This window comes from Candidatus Electrothrix sp., assembly GCF_052785085.1.
This window is the reverse complement of the sequence record NZ_JALAAI010000009.1, coordinates 19,947-46,028: the sequence shown is the minus strand read 5'-3', so window position 1 is coordinate 46,028 and position 26,082 is coordinate 19,947. Positions and strand designations below refer to the sequence as shown.

Sequence of the window (26,082 nt, the reverse complement as noted above, 5' to 3'; positions counted from 1 at the left end):
AAGACCGACCAGCCGGTCTCCCCTACGATTCGTCCTGTTTCCGGTCTTTTCAGGCCTGTTTTTTCCTGCGCCCGATCCACGCCAACGGCAGCAGGAAGAGCAGAGAGATAAGGTCAAAGCTGCCTGCGCCACCGCCTCCGCCGGAATTGCGTGTAGTGGGCTGATTGCTGTTCTTAAACATGGGCCGTGCAGTGTCAGCGCGACGTTGGACAACCGGCTGGGCAGCCCGTTCTTTTTGGGCAGTGAATTCCCGTTGCAGACGTTTTGAGTTTCTGCGTTCAATACCAAGCTTTTTGAACACCTCATCCCGAACCACAATCATAGAGGTGTAATCAGTGACCAAGCCATACTGAATACCCAGGTCGGTTATTGCCTGCTTCATATCAGCATCTTCGCCGAAATTTTCCATCTCCCGGTTGAGTTGTTCAATGCTGGCATAGGCCCAGAGTCGTTCCAGTTCAGGGTTTGCTGTGGATGTCTCCGGGAAGGTGCAGTCAGTCTGATAGACCTTCTCTTCACCGGAGATCTTGCCGCTCAGGCTGACTTTTGCCTGTCCGTTGCCGCTGTAATGCCCGAACATGGTCAGCTGCTGACCACGGTAGAGGCTGCCGATCTTTTCTGGAGTCAGGTCAAAGGTTTTGATACCCTTGATTTTGAGTTGTGCCCCGTGCAGGGCCTCATGGGTGACCTTGGATTGGGCCAGCAGGATGGAGCCGACAATATCGTCGCTGTTGGAGACACTCATGGCAAAGCCGTTGGAGGCATCTGTAATCGCGGTGAGCAGGGGACGGTTGGCACTGTTGCCCATGATAAAGGTGAAGAGGCGTACATCATGGCTGCGAATCAGCTTGATAAAGTCTTTCTGCCGGGTAACACCCACATTGGCTACCCCGTCAGTGACCAGGAGGATCGCGCTGGTGCGGTCGCTGTCCAATCCCTTGATCCCCTTGTGCAGGCCGTCGTAGACATTGGTTCCGCCGTTGGGAGCGATTTTCCCTACCTTGTCGATATACTTCCGTACATTCTCCGGGTTGGCCAGGGTGTAGCCTCGGGTCAGCTCAGAGGCGGAATTATTAAAGAGGATGATTCGAAAGCGTTCATTGGGGGACATCTTTTGCAGGGCCCGGCTGACGCCGTCTGCCAAGGTCTGATATTTGCCCTTCATGGACCCGGAAATATCCAGAATAAAGAGCCAGTCCCGACCCTCGGTGATGGGCTGGAGATCCATGGCCGGAGTGACTGTCAGCATAAAGGTACCGGCTTTATCCTGTTCCGGCTTATAGGTGACCAGATCCACTGATCCGGGCAGGTTGTCGGCGTGGCGGTAGTAGACCACGATATCCTGATCCAAAGTAAAGGCCGTGCCATCAGGCTGAACCGGGGGTTGGAGAGTTGTTGTCCGAGCAATCTGCTGCCTGCCTTCTTCCGCATCAGTAATCGTCTCGGCCGCAGCAGGAGCGGCAGGATTGTCACCGCTACTGTTGCCGAGATGGACATGATAGCTGTCTCCCTTTTTGACTATCGCCGCATTAGGATGATTGGGCAGGCGTATTCCGTCCACCGGATAGCCGGGTCGCAGGATCAGGTCGAAACTGAAGGTATTGGTGACCTTTTCATTGGCTGTCCAAAAGGAGAGCTTGGTGTCATCCACGCCGCCTTCTTCTAAAGGATAAACATAACGGCCCATGGCGCTGTCCACCTTGACCGGCTGGATATAGCCGAAACGGATTCGGGTATCCTGTCCGGCCCGCACCGGTGAGACCGCGATGTCAAAGGTCTTATAACTGTCCTTTTCAGTCAGCCCGGCATCCTCGCCCGCAGCCTTCTGTTCTTCATAGACTTTTCTGGCCTTGCCCTTTTCCAGGACTTCACCGTGAACTGGCTTATTGTCGATCCACATGGTGAACTCGGCAACCGCCGCCTTTTCCGGCACCGGAAAGGAATAGATCGCCTCAAGATCCTGGGCGTGCGGATTATGAAAGACCTGCTCCACCGTGGTGATGGCGTAACCGTCCTCAATAACTACTTTAACTTGGTGATCCCTGACTTCTAGGGCAGGCAGGCTGTTGTCACTTGGCGTGAGTAGCCCGGCAGCTGAAGCGGATCCGAATCCGAGCATCGGGAACAGGCAGCACAATAAGGCGTTGATGATGAGTTGTTTCATGGGGTTCATGGTTTTCCTCCGAATTAGGGTTGGTTTTATGAACATTGTTCAACTTTAAAGTAAAAAATATATGAACACCGTTCACATCTCTACCGTACAATTTTATTGAACACTGTTCAAGTAAATTCTTTCCTTTCTCTCCTTTTTTTTGTACGATGGTCTTACAGGAAAAACAAAAGGCCAAAATTACAAGGAGTGCTTATGGGACGTGGGCAAAAAGTGGAGTACGGGCAATTGCGGGCCACTGTTATTGAAGTTTCAACAGAAATGGTTATGGCGCATGGTTCGACCTCTTTAAGTATCAGGAAAATCGCCAAGAAGATCGGCTGTGCAGTCGGCACAATATATAATGTCTTTAGTAATCTGGATGAAATTATCCTGACAGTAAACAGCACCACCCTGAGCGAATTGCAATCCCGGCTGCTGGCGGACACCGGGCAGAAGGATGATGCGCTTGCCGCCTTAATAGGATTAGGGCAATCCTATGTCGCCTTTTGTCGGGAAAATTATAATCTCTGGTCTTTAGTGCTTGAGCATAAGCTGGCACCGGGAAGCACTTTACCAGAATGGCATCAGCAACAGGTGGACGACCTCTTTTTATTGGTCACCCGGATGACGGCACCATTGGTGGCTGATGACAACGAAAGGGCGGAGCGAGCCGCACGGGTGCTTTGGGCCGGGCTGCACGGAATCTGCGCCCTTGCGATGAGCGGCAAGCTGGACGTTGTCCATGCGGAATCCGCCGAGGTGCTGGCCGAGTCTCTGGTGCGTAATTATTTACTGGGGTTGCGGGCGGAGGATATGGTATGAGAAGCCACCCACCGTTAAAACGGTGGGCTATTATCAATCGCCCCTCCGGGGTGGGGATATCCGGGAAACAGCGTCCCGGAGGGACTGCCGAAAATAGCCCGGTGTTTCAACGCCGGGCACAGAAAATAGGCTCCCCCCCTAACTCGTAGATGCGCCCAGCGGGATGAGCATTCCGTCCCGCCGGGCAGCAATCTGTGCTGCTCTATTATTCCTTTTCTTCTTCGGCAAGACCGGATAAACTAAGTCATGAGACTAAGTTTAAAAAAAGAGGAAGGAGTAATGGAAACCGTTAACGTCCATGATGCAAAGACACATCTTTCCAGACTGCTGACCCGTGTTCATGCTGGCGAAGAAATCGTTATCGCCAAGGCCGGGAAACCGTATGCAAAACTTGTTCCGCTGGCGCAGCCGAAGAAAAGACGGCCCGGCATTGCTCGGGGCGCAGTGACCGAAGAATTCTTTGAAGCACTACCGGAAGAGGAGTTGCAGGCATGGGAAAAATAACCCTGCTTCTTGATACGCATATTTTCCTGTGGTGGCTTTTTGATGATCCGCATTTGCCTGCAGAAATCAGGGGACATATCGTGGAGGCGGAGAATACAATCCTGATAAGTGCGGCCTCGGTCTGGGAGATTACAACGAAATTCCGCCTCGGCAAGCTGCCTCAGGCCGAAACAGTGGCTCGAAATGTTCCGAAATGGATCTGCGGGGTCGGGTTCACCGCCCTTCCTGTCGGTACTGATCATGCCCAGCTTGCCGGGGAATGGAAAATGGAGCACCGCGACCCTTTTGATCGAATGCTTGCGGCACAGGCAGAAGCGGATGATGCCGCTGACAAAGGAGGTGGCAGGGGGGAGTTGGTTGTTTTTGGGGGTCATGGCTTTCTTGTCAATATTTTCTGGAAGAGAAGCGGGTGCGGCAAGCAAAAATGGCCTTGCAATGCTGCAAAGTCGTTTTCTCCCGCTGCAGACCCGTTTTCTCCCGTTACAGAATGATTTTTGCCTGCTTCAGTACCATCTTTTCCCACTCCAGAATGCTTTCTTCCTGCTGCAGTGGAATTTCTGTCGATCCGGGAAGACATTTTCCTGCTGCAATGAGTTTTTCTCCCGTTCCAGCAGGACGCTCTCCCGATGAGGATGGTTTCAGTATATCTCCTGCTGAAAGGAAATGGAACCTCTTATAGCTTCATATCCAGCACACCAATCTTTGCTGAATTTTCCCCGTTGACATGGGGGGATGTGCTTTGTAGATTTCTCGGGTAAAAGATGAAACTCTACGGAAGCGATTCCTATGAAGAGCACAGCTTCCACCTTGAAAAATCGGTTGCCCTGGCAATGCAGTGCAGCGATGATCTGATGAATCTTCTAGGTGTAGAAATTCTTCAAGGCACAAAACTGAATAAGAACGGCCAAAAGCAAGATCAATACAGAAAGGTACGCAACTCAGCAATCTTTGCCAAATGGGCACAGAGCGTAAATAATGCAATAGTCCAATATAGGAATTTCTAGGCCTGCTTGAATACAACGCAAGCGGACAACACACTGGATACAAGATGGTGTCCTTTCCAGTCAAGAACAACCTGTTGCAAGGAGGAACTATACTGTGAAGATCACAAATTACATAGGCCAAGTCGAAACCTGTGGAATGCCGCCATGGTCGTGTTCATTGCCGGTATGCTCGGTTCGTTCATAGCCATCCCCGTGCTCAGTTCAGCGGCATTCTATCTGGTTGCTCTATCGGCAGCATTGCTGCTCCTGGGTACTTGGGTTTTCTGATCTACAGATTCCTTACGAACTGCCTTCCATCCCGGAAATTCAGAGAGTTTCAGCCGATATCGAGCCACATGTTTAGGAATTGATCGAAAAAGGAGGTATCCATTATCTTTCTGAGAACCAATACATCACAACAGAGAAAGGAGGAGAATGCAATGTCAAATGTACAAGAAGCTCTACTTCCCCCGAAAATCCTGTTTGACCTGGCAAAAAATGCAGGTGTGGCCTTTAACGGCGATCAGCCCTGGGACATTACCGTACATGATCCGGTCGTCTATCAACGCATCCTCTCGCAGGGTTCGTTGGGTTTCGGTGAAGCGTACATGGATGGGCAATGGGACTGCCCGGCCCTTGATCAGTTATTTGATCGTTTACTCAGTATCGAAGACATCGAAAAGACGGTGTCAAAGCGACAGAAACTCAAACTTGGTATCAAGGCGGTATACAACAAACTGCGGAATCTGCAGAACTATAAACGTGCCTTCCAGGTGGGTGAACAGCATTACGACATCGGCAATGACCTTTTTGAAATCATGCTGGATCCGACTATGAGCTATTCCTGCGCCTATTGGGAAAATGCGAATACATTGGAACAGGCTCAAAAAAACAAACTGGACATGATTTGTCAGAAGCTGAAACTCAGCAAGGGTGAACGCCTGCTGGATATAGGTTGCGGCTGGGGCGGTCTGGTCAGCTATGCGGCTGAATACTATGGTGTGGAGGCGGTTGGCATCACAGTGTCGCAGGAACAACAAGATCTTGCCTCGGCATACTGTAAGGGGTTGCCGGTGCGGATCGAGCTTATCGATTACCGGGAGTTAGACGGAGTTTTCGACAAGATTGTCTCAGTGGGCATGTTTGAGCATGTCGGCCTGAAAAATTATCGTACCTATTTCACTAAAGCGGCGGATCTGCTTGCGGATCACGGCCTGTTTCTTTTACATACCATCGGCAGATACAAAACATCACGATCCTTTGATCCGTGGTTAAACAAATATATCTTTCCCAACGGCAAACTGCCTTCTGCCGCAGATATCGCTCAAGCGGCGGACGGCCTTTTTCTGATTGAGGACTGGCATAGTTTCGGTCATAATTATGACCGCACTCTAATGACGTGGATGAAACGCTTTGATGAGGGATGGGACAAACTGAAACACCGGTACGATCAGCGATTCTACCGTATGTGGAAATATTATCTGCTCTCCTGCGCCGGTGTTTTCCGTTCACGACGGGGACAGCTCTGGCAGATAGTCTTAAGCAAGCGCGCAGGAAGGCGGTCGTATCGTTCAACACGACGCTTCTCTTTTTCTCAGGAACATGCAAAGGCAGATTAAAGGCTCCGATGGTATTTCCTGGTTCCCAAGCTCCGGCTTGGGAAGCCTTTATTGCTGAAGCTCTGTTTTGTTGGTACCGCCTTTCTACTCCTTCTCTTTGGAAAACAGCAAGGAGAGAGGCTCCTTTACTCACTAAATCCCTGACAGCAACTCGCCCGGAAGCATATCTAGGGTCAATCCCGCTCTGGCTGTTTGTTTTTTATATTAACAACCAGGAGTATTCTCAAAAATGTCCTGTTTGCAGTTTTCTTTTTACATAGTTAATAGCAAAGTGTATTTCTACTTTAACATAGGAAAAATGCCATGCTGCTGCCAGGAAACCTTTATCATTAAAAAAAATTTTTCCCAGTTTTTTTCAATAAAAACAAAGAGGTTTTCAAGAGTGCAATCAGCTTCAGCCGGGAAAAGTTCGGGTTTTGAAACCTCAGAATCTGGCCAAATCCCTTTCTGAGAATTCCCAAAGACGTACATCATGCTCTCGGGATAAGAATGCCTGATGAATAAATGTTTGAAAAGAAACCCTGATTATGGGATGATAGGACAAAATAAGCTAAGCACAACTTGTCTTGTGTATTCTGTTAACATTGCGTAGTTTTTCATGCCTCCACGTAAAAAAAATACGGCTGCTTCTCAAAAAGCACCATTTAAACATTTTATCTTTCAACTGAGCCTTAACGGAGTTGCCGGGATAGCCCTGGTCGCCTCTTGTTTGTTTCTCTGGATGTTTTTTATTGGCGTCTGGGCAGGGCGGACAATCATATCCCCCTGTCCTTCTGCCCCAGCTCCGGCTGCACAGGAAAATTCACAAGAGGCTGCACAAGAAGCTATACCGGAAACACAGCTGGAGGCAACAGTACCTGATATTGAACAACCCAATATTGAACAGGTTGATCCCCCTGCGATCTATATCCAGCCCAGAGAACGAAAAAAACGCATTTCCCCACACGAATCTCCCCTGCATCAGAGGCCTTGAGCAGGGAGATAACTTATCAGGCTGATATTATATATAAACCATTTGTCCCCTTGACCAACGAACGGTAAAGAGGTACCTTGGAAAAATTTTGAATAATTTGACACTCCATAATGAAGACTTGTACAACAGATTGCAGATGTACTCCTGCACCGGGTTTAACGAGTAGCTCAATCCGTCCGGCCCGGATGAGCGATGTAAAGGAGATCCACAGTCTCTTACAGCAATTCGCCACCAAGGGCCTGCTCCTGGGGCGCTCTATCAGCTCGCTCTATGATCAACTACGTGACTTTGTTGTGTTTGATGACAAGGGTATTCAGGGGGTCTGTGCTCTGCATATTTGTTGGGAAAACCTGGCAGAAATACGTTCTTTGGCTGTTGCAGAACATCACCAGGGCAAGGGGATTGGCAGGCATTTGCTCCATTCCTGCCTTGATGAGGCATGGAGCCTGGAGATCGGTCGGGTCTTCACCTTGACGTATCAGGCGAATTTTTTTAAAAAGCTCGGTTTTATTGATATTGAGAAGAATGATCTCCCCCATAAAATATGGAGCGACTGTCTCCAATGTCCCAAGTTTCCCGATTGTGACGAAGAGGCCCTGATCTGGACGGCAGAGAAAAAGTAGGGGCACGGCGTGCCGTGCCCCTACGGCATCCTGCAGACACACAAAAGAGATGACCGGTATCAGTCGGTACTGACCGGCGGTTACCCGCAAAAAAGAAAATAATGAGAACCTCCGGTTCTCCTTGCGGAGAGATAGAATGATAAACAAAGCGTTAACCAAAGTATTTGGCAGCAAAAACGATCGCGAGGTCAAGGCATTGCTCAAGGTGGTTGATCAGATCAACGACCTTGAGCCCGATATAGAACCATTAAGCGATATACAATTACAGGCTAAAACCAAGGAATTCAAACAGCGTTATACAGACGGCGAAACCTTGGATGATCTCCTGCCTGAAGCCTTTGCGGTCTGCCGGGAAGCAGCAAAGCGGGTGCTGGGAGAACGGCATTATGATGTCCAGCTCGTTGGTGGTATTGTCCTGCATCAGGGTAAAATCGCTGAGATGAAAACCGGTGAGGGCAAAACCCTGACCTCCACTGCTGCGGTCTATCTCAACGCCCTGAGCGGTAAAGGCGTGCATGTGGTCACGGTTAATGATTATCTGGCCAGCCGTGATGTGGAATGGATGGGCAAGCTCTATCATTTTCTTGGTCTGACCACCGGGGCCATTGTCCATGATATGGACGATGCTGCCCGCAAAGAGGCCTATGACGCAGATGTGACCTATGGTACCAATAACGAGTTTGGCTTTGACTATCTGCGCGATAATATGAAGTTTGACACCGCAGAATTTTGTCAGCGCGGCTTTAATTTTGCCATTGTTGATGAGGTGGACTCTATCCTGATTGATGAGGCCCGGACCCCGCTGATCATCTCTGGCCCGGCAGACATGTCCACTGACCTGTACACGAAGGTTGACGGGATCATGAAGAATTTTCAGGAAGAGGAGCATTACACCAAGGATGAAAAGGCCCGTCAGGTTCTGCTTACTGACGAAGGTGTGCTGCTGGGAGAAGAACTGCTGGGTGTGGATAATCTCTATGACCCGCGCAATATCAACCAACTCCATCATATCAATCAGGCCCTCAAGGCCCATGTCCTGTTTCAGCGGGATGTGGATTATATTGTTAAGAACGGTGAAGTAGTCATTGTTGATGAGTTTACCGGACGAACTATGGAAGGACGGCGCTATTCAGATGGTCTTCATCAGGCCCTGGAAGCAAAAGAAGGGGTGAACATTGAAAAGGAAAATCAAACCTTAGCATCCATCACCTTTCAGAATTATTTTCGGATGTATGATAAGCTGGCCGGTATGACCGGAACAGCAGACACAGAGGCACCGGAATTTAAAAAAATCTATGATCTGGACGTGGTCATTATTCCGACTAACCGGGATATGGTTCGAAAGGATTATGCAGATGTTATCTATAAAAACCAGGCAGCCAAATACCGAGCTATTGTCCAGGAAATCAAAGAACTGCACGAAAAAGGCCAACCTGTGCTGGTGGGCACCATATCCATTGATGTTTCAGAAAAGATCTCCAGCATGCTCAAAGAAGAGCGGATTCCCCACGAAGTCCTGAATGCCAAGCATCATGAGCGTGAGGCAGAAATCATCGCTGATGCTGGTCAAACCGGCAAGATCACCATTGCCACTAATATGGCTGGCCGTGGAACTGATATTAAACTGGGAGAAGGAGTACGGGAGGTGGGTGGACTCCATATTCTCGGCACCAGCCGCCATGAATCCCGCCGGATTGATAACCAGTTACGCGGTCGTTCCGGTCGTCAGGGCGATCCTGGTTCCTCCCGCTTCTTCCTTTCCCTGGAAGACGATCTGCTGCGCATCTTCGGTTCAGGAAAACTGGGCACGATCATGGATAAACTGGGCATGGAAGAGGACGAACCCATTGAGCATTCCATGATTTCCAAGGCCATTGAAAATGCCCAACGCAAGGTGGAAGGCCATAACTTTGATATTCGTAAGCATTTACTGGAATACGATGATGTCATGAATAAACAGCGTGAGGTCATCTACACCCAACGGCGCAAGGTGCTGGAGAGTGAAGATGTTCATGAGACTATCAAAGATATGATGCAGGAGCTGGTGGAAAGTCTTGTGGGAGAGACGGCTCAAGAGCGTAAGCATCCAGAGGATTGGGAATGGGATGCTCTCAATGATCGCGTTGAGGAGATCTTTAATATCAAGCCGGGCTGGCTGGATACAGATCCCACAGAGGTTACTGCTGACTCCTTGCAGGAGACCTTACAAGCCGCTGTTGAAGAGGCGTATAAGGCCCAGGATGAACGTAACCGGGCAGACCAGATGCGCCAGATTGAGCGGATGATCCTGCTCCAGATGGTGGATACCCTGTGGAAAGAACATCTGCTCAATATGGATCATCTTAAAGAGGGGATCGGCCTGCGTGGCTATGGTCAGAAAAATCCTCTGGATGAGTACAAACGCGAAGGCTTTGAGCTTTTCCAGTCCATGATTGAGACCGTGAAAGAACAAACCATCACCACCCTGATGCATGTCCGCATCCTTCAGAGTGATGAAGTGGATCGCTTTGAAGAAGAACAGCGACGCAGGCAGGAAGAAGAGCTGGAACAGGTGCGACTTTCGGCCAGAGCTGCCGGGGCTGATGACGAGGGTCCGAAAACTGTTCGCCGCGATACAGAAAAAGTCGGACGTAATGCTCCCTGCCCCTGTGGCTCTGGTCAAAAATACAAAAAATGTTGCGGCAGGTTGAGCTAAGGAGATTTGATCTCAGGAAAATACCCCGCTTCTTGGGGCGGGGTCGTTTACCATGAAAGCTTCAGTCACTCGCAAAGATTCCAGAAAAATAACCGGACACACAGGTGAAGAGGCAGCAGTCCGGTATCTGGAGCAACAGGGCTACACTATTCTGGAGCGTAATTTTCGTCTGCGGATCGGGGAGGTGGATATCATTGCCCGTGATGGTGAGGACTTCGTTTTTATTGAGGTAAAAACCCGGCGCACAAAAAAGTTTGGCAGTCCTTTTGAGGCAGTGGATGTTCGTAAGCAACAACAGATAACAAAGATTGCTGCTGCCTATGTGCAAGGTCGGGAGATTCCTGTTCGTTTTGATGTGGTTGCTGTCCACCTGAACGGACAGAATATACAGGTTGAGTTACTCAAGAATGCCTTTTAAAAAGGCCTCTTATTTCAGCCTGCTCAGATAATTCCGCATCTGTTTTATGGTTTGAACATGCACATTATCTGCCTGAAAAAAGATCAAATCGCCTTCAACTTCAAAAATATTATTATCAATAAACTCCTTCCCCAGCAGCATTGGGTCAATAGCCTTATAATAAAGAGCTGTTTGTAAAAAGAAAAAGCTGTCTAATTTCATAGAAAGAAATTCCACAGCCATGCCCTGCTCGTCAACTCTGCTAATAGCACCAACTGCCCTGATCGCCTCTTCGGTAAAAAAACCAGATTGTTTCAGGTTGACCGTACAAACATCGCCATTCAAAACCTGCTGGAACTCGCCCTCAATGTATAACCCGCCAAGGCTGATATTATGGATAAACCGCTTATACTCCACAGCACCAAAATCCAGCCGGACAGCCCACTGAATATTTAGCCGTGAGAATCGACGTCTATTTTTTGCTTTCATAATTTTTCTTTCATAACAGCACCCTCTTATTGGTGTGTCCCATCCTTCACTCTTTCCAAAGCAACTGCTCTATAAAACCAGTGTATCGCATTTTCAAACAAGAAAGAAGGAACGAAAAAGGAACCTGAAAACTGATCAATGTTTCCTCCAGCAGCTCAACAAGGATATCATCATGTTACCCCCAGCTAACTTCTTGACAAAAAAGCCTGTCCTCTTTAGGATAGCCTGAACAATGAATGCTTATACTACCGAGCCAGCCAACAGATCATCGCCTCCCTTATTCAATAAGAAGAAATATTATCAGCTTACTATGGAGCCAATTGCCGTAACTATGGGATGTCCGGTCGGGATTGGCCCTGAGATTCTCCTTTCTTTCTTTGAAGGACTTGAAAAGAGAACCAAGTTCCCTCCTGTCGTACTTGGGGATCTTGCGGTTCTTTCCCAGGTTGCTGCCCAGCTCAATGTGCAAATAGAGCCGGTTCCCTGGCTCCCTGGTCAGGAAATAGAGCCGGGCAGTCTGCCAGTCATGGAACTTTCACAGCTTAATGCCAAAAAACTGCATTGGGGAGAACCGATCCAGGAAACCTCGGTTGCCATGGCTGACTATATTCGCCACGCAGTCCAACATACCCTGCGTGGTGATTTTGCAGCAATGGTCACCTGTCCTATTTCTAAAAAAGCACTCAATAATGCAGGGATTCATTTTCCCGGCCACACTGAGATGCTGGCCCATTTGACAGAAACTGATAAGTATCTGATGATGTTGGCTGGTTCCCGACTCCGGGTGGTTTTGGTCACTATCCACGAACCCCTGGCAAAAATTCCTGAGCTACTGACCATACATGAAATTCAGGAGTGCATCAGAATGACAGCCCACGCCTTGCAAAAGGATTTTGCGATAAATAATCCCAGAATAGCAGTGGCAGGCCTCAATCCCCATAGTGGCGAACAGGGGATGTTTGGTCAGGAAGAGATTGAAATCATTAAACCTGCTTTGGAACAATATAATTTCAGAGGCTGCAATGCTGAGGTCAGCGGCCCCTGGCCCCCTGATACCATTTTTTATAAGGCTGCCAATGGGGAATTTGATGCTGTCGTCTGCATGTACCACGATCAGGGGCTGATCCCCTTTAAGCTCCTCCATTTTCAGGATGGGGTTAATGTTACCCTGGGCCTTCCCATTGTCCGCACCTCGGTGGATCACGGCACAGCCTATGATATTGCCGGTCAAGGTAAAGCGGATTCTTCCAGTCTCAGGGCAGCATGGCAGATGGCCGCAGAAATAGCATACAACAGGACACAACAGAACAGGAGTTTAAAAAAATGGGTATGCTGATTGCCTTTGAAGGCATTGACGGAACGGGGAAATCAACCCAGGTACAGCTTCTGGCCCATTTTCTTGAGGAACAGGGTTTTCCGGTGGTCACCACCTACGAACCCACAGACAGCGAGTATGGTCGTCGGATCAGAGAATTATACAAGGACAGGAGTAGCTGCACCCCGGAAGAGGAACTCAACCTTTTTATAGAGGATCGCCGCCTTCATGTCCACGAGTTTATCAAGCCGGAGTTGGCTGCTGGTAAGATCATTCTTACTGATCGGTATTATTATTCCACAGCCGCTTATCAGGGAGCAGCAGGTATGGATACAGGCGAGATCTTTGCCCGTAACAGCTTTGCTCCCAGGCCAAGTCTGGTACTTTTGTTGACTATGGACCCGGAGGTCTCCATTGCCCGGATCCGGGAAGGACGGGGAGAGGAACTTAATGATTTTGAACAACTGGATCAACTTCGCAAAGTGGCAGATCATTTTGCTGCCTTTTCTGACCCCTGTATCGCCCGTATCAATGCAGCCCAGTCGCCGGAACAGGTTCATAAGGATATTTGCAGAACAGTACAGGAGCGATTATTTTAGATGATGAATTGTAGGGGCAAGACCTGCGTGTCTGCCCGGTATAAAAGGGCGAACACATAGGTTCGCCCCTAGGGCTTTCGAAATAATGGATAGAATATTTCTCCTTGAATCCATAAAGTTACACGCTATCTTTACTCGCCGATAATCTTGACCAGTACCCGCTTTTTACGCCGACCATCAAACTCACCGTAAAAAATCTGCTCCCAGGTGCCGAAGTGTAATTTACCTTCAGTGATGGCCACAACCACCTCCCTGCCCATAACCTGTCGTTTCATATGGGCATCAGCATTATCCTCATAGCCATTATGGCGGTACTGGGAAACCGGGGCATGAGGGGCTAACTTTTCCAACCAGACCTCGTAATCATGATGAAGCCCGGCCTCGTCATCATTGATAAAGACTGAGGCCGTGATATGCATGGCATTGACCAGACAAAGCCCCTCCTGAATCCCGGATTCTGCCAGGCAGGCCTCTACTTCCGGGGTGATATTAATAAATTCCCGACGGGTCTTAATTTCAAACCACAGTTCTTTGTGATAGCTTTTCATTGTATCTCTTTCTTTTCGTTGTTTATTCTTTACTAAGTGCCTTTTTCAGCACGTCCTCTTTTCCTTGAAGACTCTTTTTTCCTTGACCTCACTCAGCCATTGCGTTACAGATTTCCCTTGCAGGATAGAATAAATATTCGTTTTTAAAGATATAATAGATATAGTTATCATTCCCAGGCTAAGAAGAGGTTTTCTATGAAGCTTATGTGCCCTGTTTCTTTGAAACAAATTAATGAAAATGCTGTACGTATCAATGCAGCCTTGGCCTTTCTCTCTATCCTGCTTTTTCTCCTGACTCCTTGGAAATGGATCATCCTGATTGTTGGATTCGATTTCTTTATTCGGGGTTTCCTTAATCCTCAATACAGTTTGTTCGCCAATATCAGCAAGAACATCCTGTCCCTTGTCAAAGCCAAACCTGTGATGGTTGATGCTGGCCCCAAAATCTTTGCCGCCAAAATCGGTTTTTTCTTCTGCTGCCTGCTCACCGTATCATGGCTCTTTGCCCTTGAACGAACCGCCCTGGTTGCAGGAGCAATGTTTATGATTTGTGCTGCCCTTGAAGCTGTCTTTAAATTTTGTGTGGCCTGCCAGATATACCCTTTTATCTACAGTCTGAAAGAGGTAAAAGTTGAATAGTAAGGGTACCTTGTTAAGGCGTAATGGATTTTATGAATTCGCTTAACCTCTTAGTGTTCGGCATATCACGTTGATAATATGGAAACATGTTATGAATATCTGGGCTGTATCAAAAAAGCCTGCATCATGTTTCACATAAAGGAGAAAATTCCGTGTTGGGAAGTTGAAGGAACATTATGTTCCCATGAGGGCGTTGAGATAGTATCAAAAGAAAATAACAAGAAAATGGACGCATGTGTTTACTGTCTTTACTATCAATCAGTGAATAACGAGAAATGAGTACATCAGTTGCATAATATTCGATAAGTAAGCAAGCCTCGTTCCCGGCTATTGATTATAAAAATGCTAAAGTACCTCTGATTCAGTACCCGGTCAACTATAAAGCCTTTTGGCCTTAGGGTGATTTCAAAAAGCTATGAAACTTCCAACACGACTTCGCAACGAACCAATTTTCTGGTTCCGAAACTTCACGATGTCTGTACCCAAGCAGAGCTTGGGCACCAGCCTAACTCTGGGCCTTGAGCCTTCAAGATGGATTAACGAAAATCATGAAAAACGATTTGCCCCTCAATCTCAGCGACCCTATGCTCAGATGATTCGCTGACAACATATATTATTTACGAGTAAAATTTTTCCCGAGGAAAAAGAAAGATTATCTTGACATGTTCATAAGAGGGGGTTATAAAAAATTATAGCCAATTGAAAAGTCTTTTTTTTCATAGCAGGTTCTTTTACATAACAAGCTTTCTGGACGTTGCAGGGCCGGAAAGTTGATAAAGCCACAACCGTCGCGAGGCGGTGTCGGAAAGCCACGGATCTCCATAAGGAGACCGCCGGGTTGCCTGCTTTCATTAAACGCTCTAAAACCAGGAGGAATGTTATGAAAACCACATCTCAAAAAATCCGCACAAGTTTTGTAACCGCCGCAGCAATTCTTTTTGCAGTTCCCCTTGCCGCTCAGGCGAAAGGTTCTTCCCTTGAAGTCATCCCATTAGATGAACGATGGGTTGTGCACATAAATCTCACCTGCCATATTCACTACCGCCCTTAATCCTTTTCTGCTCCCGCAGGTTCCGCAAAACTTCGACAGGATCCTGCTCCATTGCCAGGGCAGGCAGGCTGTGAAGTTTTTTCAACAATTCGCTTTGGCGCGGTGACACGTCCGTGTCATGAGATTTTCGTAGCTCCAGAGGTACAAGCCGAGCCAATGCTTTTCCTTTTCTGGCAATAATCACTGTATCGCCTTTATGAAAAACTTCATCAAGCAAGGTGCCGAATTGTCTCCGGGCTGAGGTTACATCAAGTATTCTTTCCATGGTATTCTCCCTGTAAAGTATAACAACTCTACAAGTCATGATACTTGCAGGGAAGAGACTCTGTCAAGCTGCTTGTTTTTTGTCGGAGGGAGGCAGAACTCCTTTTGATAGGCAAACCCTATGCCTTTTGACAGGCAAACCCTATGCTGTTTTTCAGACGGTCGAATAGAACGACGGTGGTGGATGTCCGGTTCATTCATGATTCGTTATTCACCACGGATTGTAGGGGCAGGTCCCCGTGCCTGCCCGGTTGCAATATGCCGGGATGGTGGACAAACCGGGCGGACACAGGGGTCCGCCCCTACAGGATCGGCCATGCCCTGATTGATTATCGGGGCAGGGTGCGGGCCGGGCATAATCGTCATGGCGCAGGGAAGTGGAATGGGTGGTGGTAATCCCGTTGGGGCACGGCACGCCGTGCCCCCTACTATGGAGGAATTATAATCCCAGTTCCGCAATCACTTCCGTGATCGGGATTGATTTCTGCCCCTGAGACTTTTCTTTCGCGTCTCTCAGTTCTCGTAAATCTTCATAATCTTCAATCAGCTCCGTCATTGCCTCGAATTCTTCAATCGGCAGAACAACAAACTCACTCTTTCCCTGCCGTTTAATCAGCTGCGGGTTCAATTTCATAACATCACCTCTTGCGGTACACCTCTTTTCTGTGTCGTATTCGATAAACCACAATCCTGTTGCCTTCAACTAGCTGTGCTTTCCAGTTGCGAACAGGCAAAACCTGTTCCGGGCCGGATAAAACTGAGAGAAACGTACTGCAGAACGACTTTCTCCCGCTACAGAGGCATTTTTACCCGCTGCAGAACGACTTTCTCCCGTTACAGAGGCGTTTTTACCCGCTACAGAATCACTTTCTCCTGCCGCAGTGCCATTTCCTCCCGCTTCAGGATGTGTTTTACCCGCTCCAATACCATTTCTGCCCGTTGCAGGGGCTTGTTGCCCTGTTTCATCGGGTTATTTTCCCGAAGAGGCAGGGTTTTCTCCGGCTCCGAAGGCGAACCGCCCCTACAGGATCGGCCCTGCCCTGATTGATTATCCGGGCGGGGTGCGAACCGGGCATAATCGTCATGGTGCAGGGGGATGGAATGGGTGGTGGGGAATCCCGTTGGGGCACGGCACGCCGTACCCCTACACCATCCACACCTCATGACCGCAAGAACCATACGGCGGCGTGAATTCACGGGTTTCACCGGGGAACGGAGGCTGGTCGGGATGCAATGCGTCCTGCTGCCAACGGGCCGGGTTATTGCGGATGTATTCGCGGATGCGGTGTAATTCGTTTTCATTGCGGATGACATGATCCCAGTAATTGCGCTGCCATAATTTACCGGGAAACGGTTGCCAACCGTTTTGTTTCACCCCGTCGATATACTGGTTGGTGGTCAGGGATTTGTATCGTTGCACCACATCCGGCAATGATAACGGTTCCGTAGGGGCAGGCCCCTGTGCCTGCCCTTGGTGGTTCTGCCGTGATGGTGGATCAATAGGGCGGACATGGGGATCCGCCCCTACAACAGGATCGGTCAACACAATAATTCCGTGGATATGATTCGGCATGACCCTGAATTCATCAATATCCACACCGGGATAATTATCCGGGATTTCATCCCATATTTTCTGCACCATTCGGCCTGCGTCGGTTAAATGAATTTCGGAGGAAATACCAGGGCAGACACGGGGGTCTGCCCCTACGGCGGCGGGAACGGAAATATGGCCCAACAGACATTCCCGATGTTGCACGCATATCGTCACAAAATAGGCCCCGGCCCGTGTGTAATCATACCCGCGCAGACGGATGGAACGGCGGTGATGGATGTCGGGGTTGTATTTCATGGTCGGTTATTCACCACGGATTGTAGGGGCAGACCTGCGTGTCTGCCCGGTTGGAACGTGCCGGGATGGTGGACAAACCGGGCGGACGGGACGGCGATGATACATGTCAGATTGTATTTCATGGTCGGTTGTTACCACGGTTTTGTAGGGGCAGGTCCCCGTGCCTGCCCGGTCGGAACGTGCCGAAATGGTGGACAAACAGGGCGGACACGGGGGGATAACCAGGGCGGCCACGGGGGGCCGCCCCTACACCCGGCCTTCGATTTTAAACATCACGCTGCCGATGAAAAGAATCGTGGGCTTGTGTTTTTAACGCGAAGGCTTGCGATTAAAAATCCATGCCCCGCAAAAAAACATCCGCCAACCGATTCTTTGCCCCTGCCCGGCATTTGCGGCAATTATTCGCATGATTCGGTTGCGCGGCCCAAGGGGGGTGCCGGAAATGGTGCATGGTGGAATGCACTTGCATTGCTTGCTCAAATTCCAGGAGTAAGAACTGATCGAATTTCATATATAAAATTACAAATACTTGGGAACAGACCACACCCCTCTTGTGATTGAAAAAACCAAAAAATATCTGTTGATTCTTTTTTAATTTCCTCTGCTTCTGCTTCTATCTTCTTTTTGGCCTCGGTACCAGAAAGAGATCTTTCACCTCCAAATCCTAAACACTCTATTGATGCTCCTATTGCAATATCATCACTTCCTATTGATAGACAACCTGCAAGGCTGGCCTTGTCTCCAGTTAATTTCTTGATTTTCTTGGAACCTAAGCATACTTGAAGTCCTATATCTCCTGAGTCAGAAATACGATATAATTCTCCACTAAATGCTTTTGCATCACCTTGGAGAGATATTTTCCCATTTTTAGAGTAACAAGCATTGAGAGGAGAGGCAGCTTTAAAAACAAAATTATTTATCAAACACGCCTTAACATCAGTATTAAACATGCTATCGTCGCTAAACCCATACCAATCCCACAACGTCACCGGATTATTCCTCACATATCCAAACCTATGCAAGCTCATAGGCTCATCTAACCTTCCCCTGTACACATCCTGCCCCATCCACACCCCGGTCTCAGGCTCATAATGCCGCGCCCCGAACCAGACCAGCCCGGTGTGCTCATCAAACTCCTTGCCGGTCAAGGTGTAATGGTTATGCGGATCAGTGAAGTTGCCGTTCTCCGGCAGCACAGCCCCGTAGGGATCATAGCGGTAGGTATGGTGCGAGTTGCCGTTCTGTTTGGTCAGCCCTGCAACATCGCCCTTATTGTTGTAGTGATACCAGTACATCTGCCCCTGAGTGCCGCCTTTGTACTGGTGCATCAGGGCCAGGTGATTGCCCGCGCCCCGGTAATAATCCGTGCGCTGGCCGTTGAGCATATCGTATTCAGCCACCGGATCAAGCCCGTCAAACACGTACTCATCCCGTTTATCCACCCCGTTGCCGCCCTGTTTGGGATCGTAATGCTGCACCAGCCGCCGACCGCCGCCGTCGTATTCCAGGGTGGTGAAGGCCCGGTCGATGCGATGCCCGCCTTTCTTCCCTTTCCCGACCAGTTGGTAATCCTGAGCCAAAACCAGACGGTTTTCCGGGTCATAGCTGTAATCAACCCCGTACTGGGGGCCGTTCCGGTCGATGAGCTGCCGGTTGATCCGGTTGCCGTTGCCGTCAAAGCGGTACTCGTATGCAAAATCATCGTTCTTCTTGTCCGCAGCGTTTTCCATAGCCAGCATCTGGTTGGCCGCGTTGTACTCATAGCGGCGGTAAAAGCCGTCAAAGGGGGTATTGGTCTGGAGATCGTCATTGCTTTCCCAGCTCAGGCGATTGCCCACCGGATCATAGCTGTAGGCTGTTTCCACGGTGCCGCCGTTGTTCTTGAGCGGGGACATGTTCATATAGGAAAGGCGATGGAGGCCGTCGTACTCATAGGTTTCGGTGATGGTTGACGGATTGCGCCAGCCGTATTCCTTGATGGCCTGGGTGACATGGCCGACCTGGTTATAGGTATAAGCAAAGGATACGACCTGTTGGGTAGGGGCAAGGCGTGCCGTGTCCCTACGGATCGTCCTGTAGACACGGTCGTATTCGATATTGCTTTCTGTATTGTTGGGATTAACGATCCGGGTCAGGTTGCCCACCAGATCGCGGCTGTATTCGGTCTGTACGGGCACGGCCTGCCGTGCCCCTACGGGATCCACGGTCATTGTTTTTAACCAGTTATTGGGGCTGTACTGGTAGCCCAGCTGATTGCCGTCCGGGTAGGTGATGCCGGTACGGTTGGAGGCCGCATCATACTGATAGGCCAGCATCCGGGCCAAGGGGTCGTTCTGCTGCGTAATCCTGGCCAGGGGATCGTAGTCCCAGCCGGTCTGTCCCAACCCGTCCTCCATCAGGACACGTCGGTTATCCGCATCATAAGCATAGCTGACTGCGGTGCCGTCGCTGTAGGCGATGCTTTGCAGCAGGTCATCCGGGTAAAAGCTGTACGCAGTCAGCGCACCCTTGCCGTCCCTGCGACTGATCCGATTGCCCATGCCGTCGTAGGTGTAGGTCCAGGTCCTGCCCAGCGGGTTGACCTCTTCAATCAGATTGCCCACTTTGTTGTATGCAAAGGCGGTGGCTGCCTCGTTGGCATTGATGATCTCAGTGAGCAGGCCACGGGCATCGTAGCTGTATCGGGTGAGCTTGTTGACATCATTGCCAGGAGCCTCGCCGGGCCGGTAGTTCTCCGTGACCCGGTGCAGGCGATAGACCCCGTCGTGTTCGTACCGGGTCAGGGTCTCATCCGCTTCAATCAGGGTAATCCGGTTGCCCATCAAATCGTAGACAAAGCCGGTGGTCTCGTCCTCGGCATTGGTGCTGCTGATGCGCCGGTTCAGGTCGTCGTACTGGTACAGGGTGGGATTGCCCTCGGCATCCATGATACTGAGCATATTGTCCACCCGGTCGTAGCTGTACAGGGTGCTGCCGCCTTCAAAGTCCTTTGCCTCTGTCCGCCGATGGGCCGCATCGTAGCTGAACTCGGCTGCATAGCCCAGGGGATTGGTCAGGCGGATCAGGTTGCCTGCCAAATCATAGCCGTACTCGGTGCGGACATTGGTCTGATGATCTGCGGACAGGCCGGAGTCTGCGTTACGGGTCACGGCAATGCGGCGATCCAGGGCATCGTAGGCAAAGCGGGTGCTGATCCCCAGGGCCGAAGTCCTGCTGATGCGGTTGCCGTCCGCATCATAATCATAACTGACCGCATGGCCTTCCGGGTCAGTAATCTGGGCCAGCCGGTAAGTCGGGGTATAGTTCATTGCAGTGCTGTAGCCGCGCGGGTTCAGGGCCTTGAGCAGATTGCCCATGGGGTCGTAGCTGAACTGCCACTCGTAGCCCTCTGCATCCTCGCTGCCGACGCGACGGCTCTGGAGGTCGTAGCGGTACTGGAACACATAGCCTTCCGGGTCAATCTTCTCCAGCAGGTCACCGACCAGATTATAGGCATAACGGGTGGTCACGTTGGTGTCCGCCGTAGCAGCCAAGGCAGGCTGCCAGTTGCGGGTCACAGCCACGGGTCGGTACAGACCGTCGTATTCCGTATGGGTGACCATGCCCTCGGCATCAATGAAGTCGGTGATCCTGCCCACAGGGTTGTACTGGTAACGGAACTCTGCCCCCAACGGCCCGGCAACCCTGACCAGACGCAGCAGGCTGTCATGTTGATATGCCCATTGCCTGCCTTCCGCATCCGTGAACCTGCTGCGTTCGTTCATCAGGCCGTACTCGTAGGTGGCCGCAGCAAAGCCGAGCTGATTGATGACCTGCACCGGTTTGTCCGAGGCATTATAGCTGTAGCGGATCGCCCCGCCGTTAGGATCGAGCTTGCGTTCCAGCAGGTCGTTGGCATCATAGCTGAACTCCAGGTGAAAGCCCAGCGGCCCGTCCACAGCAATGAGATTGCTATTCTCGTCCCTGGTGTAGCGGAACTGGCTGCCCAGGGGCTTGGTCAGGGAGTGCAGCCGCCCCAGACCGTCATGATCCAGGCGGGTGACCGCGCCTTCGGCATTAACGATGCTGATCAGATCGCCTTCGCTGTCATACTGATGCACGGTAGTGTTGCCGTTGAGATCGGTCATGCGCAGGGGCAGGCCGCGTTCATCATAGCTCACCGTGCCGCAGGCGTTGAGGGCGTTGCAGAATCGAATCAGGTTGCCGTGCTCGTCATAGCTGAAACTGCTCGTGCGCTCGGAGTCGGCATCCACCTTTTCCGTCATCTGAGTGACTTGGTGGCGTTCGTTGTAAGTCCAGTCCCGGTGCCATCCCAAGGGGCCTTGGGCCGTCAGGCGGTTGCCCTTGTCATCATAGGTCCACTGCCATTGCGCCCCGGCCTGATCTGTATAGGCGGTGCGGTTCTGATCCGCATCGTACTGGTACCGCTCTTCGCTGCCGTCCGGGTATTCCATCCTGATCAGGCGCAGGTCATCATCATAATGATGGACATGGGCATTGCCGTAGGCATCCGTGACCGTGGTCTTTCCGTCCTCATAGCTGAAGCTGTACTGCTCGCTTTCGCCCACGATCTGCTCAGTAACCCGGTATTCGTCATCGTAGGTATTGCGCACCAGGGGATGCCCCTTGGCCGAGATGATTTCAGTCATCTGGCCCAGATCATCGTATTGATATGCAGTGCGGTTGCCCCGTCCGTCGATAAAGGCGGTCAGCAGGCCGTCTTCGTACTCGTATTGCAGGCTGATGTCTTCCGGTAAACGGGCTTCTGTTATCTGCCCGTCGTCATTCAGAGTGAACTCCACCCGCCGTCCGGCAGCGTTTTCCAGAGCGGTCAGCTTGTCGCCGTCATAGAACAGGCGGACGGCATTGCCGTTGCGGTCGATCAGGGCGGTCAGGTGACCGTTGCTGTCAAAGCGTTTTTCTTCCGAAGCACAGCCGCAGTCCGCGTCCCGGAGCACGTACTCATCCCCTTCCTTGCTGATCACGTCATGGGTGCCGGGCGAGTCGGAGACGTATTGAGAACCGGATTTCTTGAAATTGGCCGTATGACCGTCCGGGTAGAGGATCTGCACGCCCTCAAAGGTCGGGGCCATGTCGATTTCCAGCAGGTACTGGCCCAGCTCCGAGGTCCAGCCCTTGCCGAAATACTGGGGCGGTTCGGCCATGACTTCCTCTGATCCATCCGGGTAAAAACGCACCCTGGAAGCCGGTGTCCAGAGCACGGCCTGGGAGTTGTAGGTACGGTTCAGTTTGATGGTGCTGTCGCCAGGACCGGCTACCGTGGCGTCCGCCTCTTCATAAACAAAGTTGCCTATGGCGGTGTTGACGGGGTCGGCATCCTTGCCGCATGTTCCGCTACAGTTGCTCAGAAAAGAACTCGAACCATACAGCGACGAGTAGAATGAAGGATAATTATATGCGAGGGAATCCGACATACCGCACATCCCGAAGACTGTAATCGCGTTACTGTTATCCCCCTGCCAAGTGCTGTCTCCTCCGGTGTACTGGCCGCCTGACCCCGCCTCCATGTCAGTTGAGCTGTTGTCAACCTCCAGAACCGGGGAACCAATGGTGTTTTCTACCTCAGTGCTGACCGCCACTTCACCGTTACCCATATCCACATGATCAGCCGAGTTGATGACAGGTAAGGGGCCTACGCAAAGGCCCGGCCCCATACCGCCGCCAAAGCTCATCCACATTCTGCCGCCGGGCAACAGCGGCATGGGAGAACCGGAAGCGTCAAGAATATCGAAATATACTTTACAGCCTGCCAGTTCAGAAGGTGCAGCGGGTATATTGGCCGTCACCTGACCGGTTGCACCGGCAGCAAGGGAAAAGGTCGGATTGCTGCCGCTGTAATTCCCTGACAGACATTCAGGGGTTGCCGGCAGTACCGAGTGAAAGGCCAGCTTATATCCGTTGGCATCACAGGAGGGAGACGTATTCCTAACGGTGAAAGTTATTGTGGCCGAGGTTCCAACAGCCGGATTAGGCGGGACCATAGTGTCCGCCATATGCTTGATGGTCGGCATACAGGCAGAAACCGGACTTGCAGCTGTCAGGGAAAAGAGAGCCGGCAGAACTGTAAGAAAGGTAAGAAAGCCGAAGAATCGGAATGAAGTAAAACTTCGGGAAGTACGGAGAAGAGGGACAAAAACAGTTCGTTGAAGAAAAACACTTCGTGCGGACGGCATAGCACACCTCCTGGTGTTGAGAAAAAAGTGGGTAACCGACTGTCTCCTTACAGTGAAGACCCTTGGCTTTCCGGCACCGCCTCACGGCGGCTGTGGCTTTATGCAACTTTCCGGCTCCTCTTCCAGAAAGTGACGTATTTCTATGCTGATTGCGTATAACGTCAGAAGATACCCGCAATAATCAGCGATTGTCAAGTGTTTTTTCATCGCAATAATCCGCATGGATTGTCAACGATCTTTCTTTATCTCGTGTTACGGCAACAGAAGCTACGTATCCAGAAAATGAAAAGAAGCGGGGCAGGGTTGCTTTTCGGTTCAGGGACAACCATTTTTATGCTATAACGTGAAAGTATATTCAACGCCGCAACCATCCGGGCATTATTAAGATAAAGCTGAAAGATCATTTACCTTGAACAAAAAAACAACGACCGGTCCCAATATCAGCCAAGTCTTCAGGGCAGGGCAAAAAGAGCGGGTGGAACTCCTCCTTTTTTCTGGTGGAGTCTCTGCGGGCTTTCCCTCACCGGCAGAAGACTACACAGATGGCAGCCTTGATCTGAACCAGCTGCTCATCAAGAATCAGGCCGCAACCTTTTTCGTCCGGGTGGATGGTGAGTCCATGACCGGGGCCGGGATTCAGCATGATGATATTCTGGTGGTTGACCGATCCCGACAGGCAAAGCATAATGATATTGTTATTGCCGTGGTGGACAATGAACTGACCGTCAAGCGGCTTGTCCTGAACAAGGGCACGGCCCGCCTTATTGCCGAGAATCCAGCCTATCCTTCTATTGACATCAACAAGCATGAAGGCTGTCAGATTTGGGGCGTGGTCACCTCTGTTATTCATCAATTCTGATGCGGTGCTGCTGATATGACAGCGGAAAACAAGCTCTTTGCCCTGGTGGACTGTAACAATTTCTATGTTTCCTGTGAGCGGGTGTTTCAACCCGGCCTGCACAATCGACCCGTTGTGGTGCTCTCTAATAATGACGGCTGTATCATTGCCCGCTCAAACGAGGTGAAAGCCCTTGGTATCAGCATGGGTGAGCCGTATTTCAAACGCAAGCCCTTTCTTCAGCGGCACGGAGTCCAGGTCTTTTCCTGCAACTTTGGCTTGTACGGTGACCTTTCCCACCGGGTTATGTCAGTCTTGCAGGAGGAAGAGCCGGAAGTGGAAATCTATTCCATTGATGAGGCGTTTATCAGGCTCTCCGGCATGGACAATCAGCAGGCCGCTGACCGCTGCCGGGCATTACGGAGCAGAATCTTTCAATGTGTGGGCATACCTGTTTCCGTGGGAATCGGCCCCACCCGCACCCTTGCCAAGCTGGCCGCATCCATAGCCAAGAAAAACCCTGACTGCGGGGGCGTGTTCAATTTCGGCCTGAGTCCGTCGCCGGATGATCTTCTTGTGGAAACAGCAGTACACGATATATGGGGCATAGGCAGGCGATACACGGAAACCCTGAACCGACACGGGATTTTTACAGCCCTTGACCTGAAAAACAGTGACAGCGGGCGGATTCGCGGCCTTCTCGGTCTGTCCGGTCAACGCACTGTGACGGAATTACAGGGCAACCCCTGTATATCCATTACCGAGACCGGGGCAAACAGAAAATCCGTGGTCAGCTCCCGAACTTTCCGCCACCCGGTGACCGCCCTTAACGAGATCAAAGAGGCGGTATCAAGCTTTGTTTCCGTTGCAGCTCGTAAGATACGGGATCAGGGTATGACAGCGGCCAATGTCCATGTTTTTCTCTCCACGGGCTATGTTACCGACAAACAGCACCCCTCCTTTTCCGCAAGTCGCATGGTTTCTTTACAGCAGGAGACCTCTGTAACCCCGATTTTGATCAAAGCGGCCTTCAAAGCAGTGCGTGAAGTATACAGGCCCGGATATGGCTATAAAAAGGCGGGTGTCATGCTCACTGGTCTGCGTTTGGCAGGTATGCGACAGCAGAGCTTGTTTTTCAGGTCAGAAGAGGAACAGAGTGTCCCGATAATGGAAGCGGTTGACCGGATTAATGATACATGGGGCCGGGATACGCTGCGTTATGGGTGTACAGGGCTGCGCAGGGAATGGAGTTCTCAACGGTTGATGAAGTCACCGGCATATACAACGGATTGGGGGGAAATACCTGTTGCAAAGGCGTAGGGGCGCGAATAACTTTTTTTTTATATCTCCAGCTCACTCTTTATCCTTTCCCACAACGCATCATAGAAAGGGTTTTAAACAAAAAAGGAGTTAAGCATTTCTGCCTAACTCCTTCATATTACTGGTCGGAACGAGAGGATTTGAACCTCCGACCCCTTGACCCCCAGTCAAGTGCGCTACCAAACTGCGCCACGTTCCGATATGTTTT

25 protein-coding genes, 1 tRNA gene and 2 riboswitches are annotated in these 26,082 nt (G+C 50.5%); of the genes, 17 read left to right on the top strand and 9 right to left on the bottom strand.

Annotated features, from left to right (window positions below; translation table 11 throughout):
- Nucleotides 1–49 precede the first annotated feature (49 nt).
- Entirely contained in the window at nucleotides 50–2,173 is a 2,124-nt protein-coding gene (locus tag L2082_RS02945) for a VIT and vWA domain-containing protein (RefSeq protein ID WP_446011438.1), read from the bottom strand.
- A 192-nt stretch (nucleotides 2,174–2,365) separates the two neighbouring features.
- On the opposite strand from L2082_RS02945, the gene L2082_RS02940 reads away from it, so the two are divergent.
- The 9 genes from L2082_RS02940 (at nucleotide 2,366) to L2082_RS02900 (ending at nucleotide 10,789) form a co-directional block, all read left to right on the top strand.
- Nucleotides 2,366–2,974 (top strand): TetR/AcrR family transcriptional regulator, encoded by a 609-nt coding sequence (locus L2082_RS02940; RefSeq protein ID WP_446007887.1) that lies wholly within the window; start codon nucleotides 2,366–2,368, stop codon nucleotides 2,972–2,974.
- Nucleotides 2,975–3,253: 279 nt separating this feature from the next.
- On the top strand, nucleotides 3,254–3,478 hold the full coding sequence (locus L2082_RS02935) for a type II toxin-antitoxin system Phd/YefM family antitoxin (protein WP_446007886.1): 225 nt from the start codon (nucleotides 3,254–3,256) through the stop codon (nucleotides 3,476–3,478).
- Nucleotides 3,466–3,969 (top strand): type II toxin-antitoxin system VapC family toxin, encoded by a 504-nt coding sequence (locus L2082_RS02930; protein ID WP_446007885.1) that lies wholly within the window; start codon nucleotides 3,466–3,468, stop codon nucleotides 3,967–3,969. Before L2082_RS02935 ends, L2082_RS02930 begins: the two co-directional genes overlap by 13 nt.
- Before the next feature lie 270 nt (nucleotides 3,970–4,239).
- The gene (locus L2082_RS02925) at nucleotides 4,240–4,482 is read left to right on the top strand and encodes a hypothetical protein (protein ID WP_446007884.1); all 243 of its coding nucleotides are present in this window, start codon (nucleotides 4,240–4,242) and stop codon (nucleotides 4,480–4,482) included.
- A 419-nt stretch (nucleotides 4,483–4,901) separates the two neighbouring features.
- Nucleotides 4,902–6,080: a cyclopropane fatty acyl phospholipid synthase gene (gene cfa, locus L2082_RS02920; RefSeq protein WP_446007883.1), complete on the top strand. Its 1,179-nt coding sequence runs from the start codon at nucleotides 4,902–4,904 to the stop codon at nucleotides 6,078–6,080.
- Nucleotides 6,081–6,678: 598 nt separating this feature from the next.
- Complete coding sequence (locus L2082_RS02915; RefSeq protein WP_446011437.1) at nucleotides 6,679–7,053, top strand: hypothetical protein; 375 nt, start codon at nucleotides 6,679–6,681, stop codon at nucleotides 7,051–7,053.
- Between the two features lie 110 nt (nucleotides 7,054–7,163).
- The gene (locus L2082_RS02910; RefSeq protein ID WP_446007881.1) at nucleotides 7,164–7,676 is read left to right on the top strand and encodes an N-acetyltransferase; all 513 of its coding nucleotides are present in this window, start codon (nucleotides 7,164–7,166) and stop codon (nucleotides 7,674–7,676) included.
- 136 nt (nucleotides 7,677–7,812) lie between these two features.
- Entirely contained in the window at nucleotides 7,813–10,371 is a 2,559-nt protein-coding gene (gene secA / locus L2082_RS02905) for a preprotein translocase subunit SecA (RefSeq protein WP_446007880.1), read from the top strand.
- A 52-nt stretch (nucleotides 10,372–10,423) separates the two neighbouring features.
- Nucleotides 10,424–10,789 (top strand): YraN family protein, encoded by a 366-nt coding sequence (locus L2082_RS02900; RefSeq protein ID WP_446007879.1) that lies wholly within the window; start codon nucleotides 10,424–10,426, stop codon nucleotides 10,787–10,789.
- A 9-nt stretch (nucleotides 10,790–10,798) separates the two neighbouring features.
- Here L2082_RS02900 and L2082_RS02895 read toward each other — a convergent pair whose 3' ends face one another.
- On the bottom strand, nucleotides 10,799–11,257 hold the full coding sequence (locus L2082_RS02895) for a PilZ domain-containing protein (protein WP_446007878.1): 459 nt from the start codon (nucleotides 11,255–11,257) through the stop codon (nucleotides 10,799–10,801).
- A 232-nt stretch (nucleotides 11,258–11,489) separates the two neighbouring features.
- On the opposite strand from L2082_RS02895, the gene pdxA reads away from it, so the two are divergent.
- Together pdxA and tmk are read left to right on the top strand one after the other, a co-directional pair.
- Nucleotides 11,490–12,593, top strand: a complete 1,104-nt coding sequence (gene pdxA / locus L2082_RS02890) for a 4-hydroxythreonine-4-phosphate dehydrogenase PdxA (RefSeq protein WP_446007877.1) — start codon at nucleotides 11,490–11,492, stop codon at nucleotides 12,591–12,593.
- Complete coding sequence (tmk, locus tag L2082_RS02885) at nucleotides 12,581–13,171, top strand: dTMP kinase (RefSeq protein WP_446007876.1); 591 nt, start codon at nucleotides 12,581–12,583, stop codon at nucleotides 13,169–13,171. Before pdxA ends, tmk begins: the two co-directional genes overlap by 13 nt.
- Before the next feature lie 131 nt (nucleotides 13,172–13,302).
- Here the strand turns inward: tmk and L2082_RS02880 are convergent, their stop codons facing one another.
- The gene (locus L2082_RS02880) at nucleotides 13,303–13,719 is read right to left on the bottom strand and encodes a secondary thiamine-phosphate synthase enzyme YjbQ (protein WP_446007875.1); all 417 of its coding nucleotides are present in this window, start codon (nucleotides 13,717–13,719) and stop codon (nucleotides 13,303–13,305) included.
- A 195-nt stretch (nucleotides 13,720–13,914) separates the two neighbouring features.
- On the opposite strand from L2082_RS02880, the gene L2082_RS02875 reads away from it, so the two are divergent.
- The 3 genes from L2082_RS02875 (at nucleotide 13,915) to L2082_RS02865 (ending at nucleotide 15,409) form a co-directional block, all read left to right on the top strand.
- Nucleotides 13,915–14,358: a DUF4395 domain-containing protein gene (locus L2082_RS02875; protein ID WP_446007874.1), complete on the top strand. Its 444-nt coding sequence runs from the start codon at nucleotides 13,915–13,917 to the stop codon at nucleotides 14,356–14,358.
- 415 nt (nucleotides 14,359–14,773) lie between these two features.
- A complete protein-coding gene (locus L2082_RS02870; protein ID WP_446011436.1) occupies nucleotides 14,774–14,962 on the top strand; it encodes a hypothetical protein in 189 nt (62 codons plus the stop codon).
- Nucleotides 14,963–15,126: 164 nt separating this feature from the next.
- Nucleotides 15,127–15,204: riboswitch (cyclic di-GMP riboswitch) on the top strand.
- Nucleotides 15,205–15,238: 34 nt separating this feature from the next.
- The gene (locus L2082_RS02865) at nucleotides 15,239–15,409 is read left to right on the top strand and encodes a hypothetical protein (protein ID WP_446007873.1); all 171 of its coding nucleotides are present in this window, start codon (nucleotides 15,239–15,241) and stop codon (nucleotides 15,407–15,409) included.
- On the opposite strand, the gene L2082_RS02860 is transcribed toward L2082_RS02865, so the two are convergent.
- Nucleotides 15,381–15,674: a type II toxin-antitoxin system Phd/YefM family antitoxin gene (locus tag L2082_RS02860; RefSeq protein WP_446007872.1), complete on the bottom strand. Its 294-nt coding sequence runs from the start codon at nucleotides 15,672–15,674 to the stop codon at nucleotides 15,381–15,383. The two genes, L2082_RS02865 and L2082_RS02860, sit on opposite strands and share 29 nt — an antisense overlap.
- Nucleotides 15,675–15,817: 143 nt before the next feature.
- Here L2082_RS02860 and L2082_RS02855 point away from each other — a divergent pair, with 143 nt between their 5' ends.
- Complete coding sequence (locus tag L2082_RS02855; RefSeq protein WP_446007871.1) at nucleotides 15,818–16,069, top strand: hypothetical protein; 252 nt, start codon at nucleotides 15,818–15,820, stop codon at nucleotides 16,067–16,069.
- 43 nt (nucleotides 16,070–16,112) lie between these two features.
- On the opposite strand, the gene L2082_RS02850 is transcribed toward L2082_RS02855, so the two are convergent.
- The 4 genes from L2082_RS02850 to L2082_RS02835 all read right to left on the bottom strand — a co-directional run bounded on the left by L2082_RS02850 (nucleotide 16,113) and on the right by L2082_RS02835 (nucleotide 23,716).
- Complete coding sequence (locus tag L2082_RS02850; protein WP_446007870.1) at nucleotides 16,113–16,307, bottom strand: type II toxin-antitoxin system Phd/YefM family antitoxin; 195 nt, start codon at nucleotides 16,305–16,307, stop codon at nucleotides 16,113–16,115.
- Nucleotides 16,308–16,528: 221 nt separating this feature from the next.
- Nucleotides 16,529–16,870: a hypothetical protein gene (locus L2082_RS02845; protein ID WP_446007869.1), complete on the bottom strand. Its 342-nt coding sequence runs from the start codon at nucleotides 16,868–16,870 to the stop codon at nucleotides 16,529–16,531.
- Nucleotides 16,818–17,522 carry a transposase gene (locus tag L2082_RS02840; RefSeq protein WP_446007868.1) on the bottom strand — a complete coding sequence of 235 codons (705 nt, stop codon included), beginning with the start codon at nucleotides 17,520–17,522 and terminating at the stop codon, nucleotides 16,818–16,820. The genes L2082_RS02845 and L2082_RS02840 overlap by 53 nt, the downstream gene beginning before the upstream one ends.
- Nucleotides 17,523–17,998: 476 nt before the next feature.
- Nucleotides 17,999–23,716 carry an RHS repeat-associated core domain-containing protein gene (locus L2082_RS02835; protein ID WP_446011435.1) on the bottom strand — a complete coding sequence of 1,906 codons (5,718 nt, stop codon included), beginning with the start codon at nucleotides 23,714–23,716 and terminating at the stop codon, nucleotides 17,999–18,001.
- 27 nt (nucleotides 23,717–23,743) lie between these two features.
- Nucleotides 23,744–23,823, bottom strand: a riboswitch (cyclic di-GMP riboswitch).
- A gap of 302 nt (nucleotides 23,824–24,125) precedes the next feature.
- Between L2082_RS02835 and L2082_RS02830 the strand changes: the two genes are divergently transcribed.
- The gene (locus L2082_RS02830) at nucleotides 24,126–24,575 is read left to right on the top strand and encodes a LexA family protein (RefSeq protein ID WP_446008327.1); all 450 of its coding nucleotides are present in this window, start codon (nucleotides 24,126–24,128) and stop codon (nucleotides 24,573–24,575) included.
- Between the two features lie 15 nt (nucleotides 24,576–24,590).
- Nucleotides 24,591–25,874: a Y-family DNA polymerase gene (locus L2082_RS02825; RefSeq protein WP_446008326.1), complete on the top strand. Its 1,284-nt coding sequence runs from the start codon at nucleotides 24,591–24,593 to the stop codon at nucleotides 25,872–25,874.
- A 122-nt stretch (nucleotides 25,875–25,996) separates the two neighbouring features.
- Here the strand turns inward: L2082_RS02825 and L2082_RS02820 are convergent.
- Nucleotides 25,997–26,073 (bottom strand) — tRNA-Pro (locus L2082_RS02820).
- Nucleotides 26,074–26,082: the final 9 nt, after the last annotated feature.

Coding starts and splice junctions, on each gene's coding strand:
- L2082_RS02945 (WP_446011438.1), bottom strand. CDS start 2,173: ATGAACCCCATGAAACAACTCATCATCAACGCCTTATTGTGCTGCCTG.
- L2082_RS02940 (WP_446007887.1), top strand. CDS start 2,366: ATGGGACGTGGGCAAAAAGTGGAGTACGGGCAATTGCGGGCCACTGTT.
- L2082_RS02935 (WP_446007886.1), top strand. CDS start 3,254: ATGGAAACCGTTAACGTCCATGATGCAAAGACACATCTTTCCAGACTG.
- L2082_RS02930 (WP_446007885.1), top strand. CDS start 3,466: ATGGGAAAAATAACCCTGCTTCTTGATACGCATATTTTCCTGTGGTGG.
- L2082_RS02925 (WP_446007884.1), top strand. CDS start 4,240: ATGAAACTCTACGGAAGCGATTCCTATGAAGAGCACAGCTTCCACCTT.
- cfa (WP_446007883.1), top strand. CDS start 4,902: ATGTCAAATGTACAAGAAGCTCTACTTCCCCCGAAAATCCTGTTTGAC.
- L2082_RS02915 (WP_446011437.1), top strand. CDS start 6,679: ATGCCTCCACGTAAAAAAAATACGGCTGCTTCTCAAAAAGCACCATTT.
- L2082_RS02910 (WP_446007881.1), top strand. CDS start 7,164: ATGAAGACTTGTACAACAGATTGCAGATGTACTCCTGCACCGGGTTTA.
- secA (WP_446007880.1), top strand. CDS start 7,813: ATGATAAACAAAGCGTTAACCAAAGTATTTGGCAGCAAAAACGATCGC.
- L2082_RS02900 (WP_446007879.1), top strand. CDS start 10,424: ATGAAAGCTTCAGTCACTCGCAAAGATTCCAGAAAAATAACCGGACAC.
- L2082_RS02895 (WP_446007878.1), bottom strand. CDS start 11,257: ATGAAAGCAAAAAATAGACGTCGATTCTCACGGCTAAATATTCAGTGG.
- pdxA (WP_446007877.1), top strand. CDS start 11,490: ATGAATGCTTATACTACCGAGCCAGCCAACAGATCATCGCCTCCCTTA.
- tmk (WP_446007876.1), top strand. CDS start 12,581: ATGGGTATGCTGATTGCCTTTGAAGGCATTGACGGAACGGGGAAATCA.
- L2082_RS02880 (WP_446007875.1), bottom strand. CDS start 13,719: ATGAAAAGCTATCACAAAGAACTGTGGTTTGAAATTAAGACCCGTCGG.
- L2082_RS02875 (WP_446007874.1), top strand. CDS start 13,915: ATGAAGCTTATGTGCCCTGTTTCTTTGAAACAAATTAATGAAAATGCT.
- L2082_RS02870 (WP_446011436.1), top strand. CDS start 14,774: ATGAAACTTCCAACACGACTTCGCAACGAACCAATTTTCTGGTTCCGA.
- L2082_RS02865 (WP_446007873.1), top strand. CDS start 15,239: ATGAAAACCACATCTCAAAAAATCCGCACAAGTTTTGTAACCGCCGCA.
- L2082_RS02860 (WP_446007872.1), bottom strand. CDS start 15,674: ATGGAAAGAATACTTGATGTAACCTCAGCCCGGAGACAATTCGGCACC.
- L2082_RS02855 (WP_446007871.1), top strand. CDS start 15,818: ATGCTGTTTTTCAGACGGTCGAATAGAACGACGGTGGTGGATGTCCGG.
- L2082_RS02850 (WP_446007870.1), bottom strand. CDS start 16,307: ATGAAATTGAACCCGCAGCTGATTAAACGGCAGGGAAAGAGTGAGTTT.
- L2082_RS02840 (WP_446007868.1), bottom strand. CDS start 17,522: ATGAAATACAACCCCGACATCCATCACCGCCGTTCCATCCGTCTGCGC.
- L2082_RS02835 (WP_446011435.1), bottom strand. CDS start 23,716: ATGCCGTCCGCACGAAGTGTTTTTCTTCAACGAACTGTTTTTGTCCCT.
- L2082_RS02825 (WP_446008326.1), top strand. CDS start 24,591: ATGACAGCGGAAAACAAGCTCTTTGCCCTGGTGGACTGTAACAATTTC.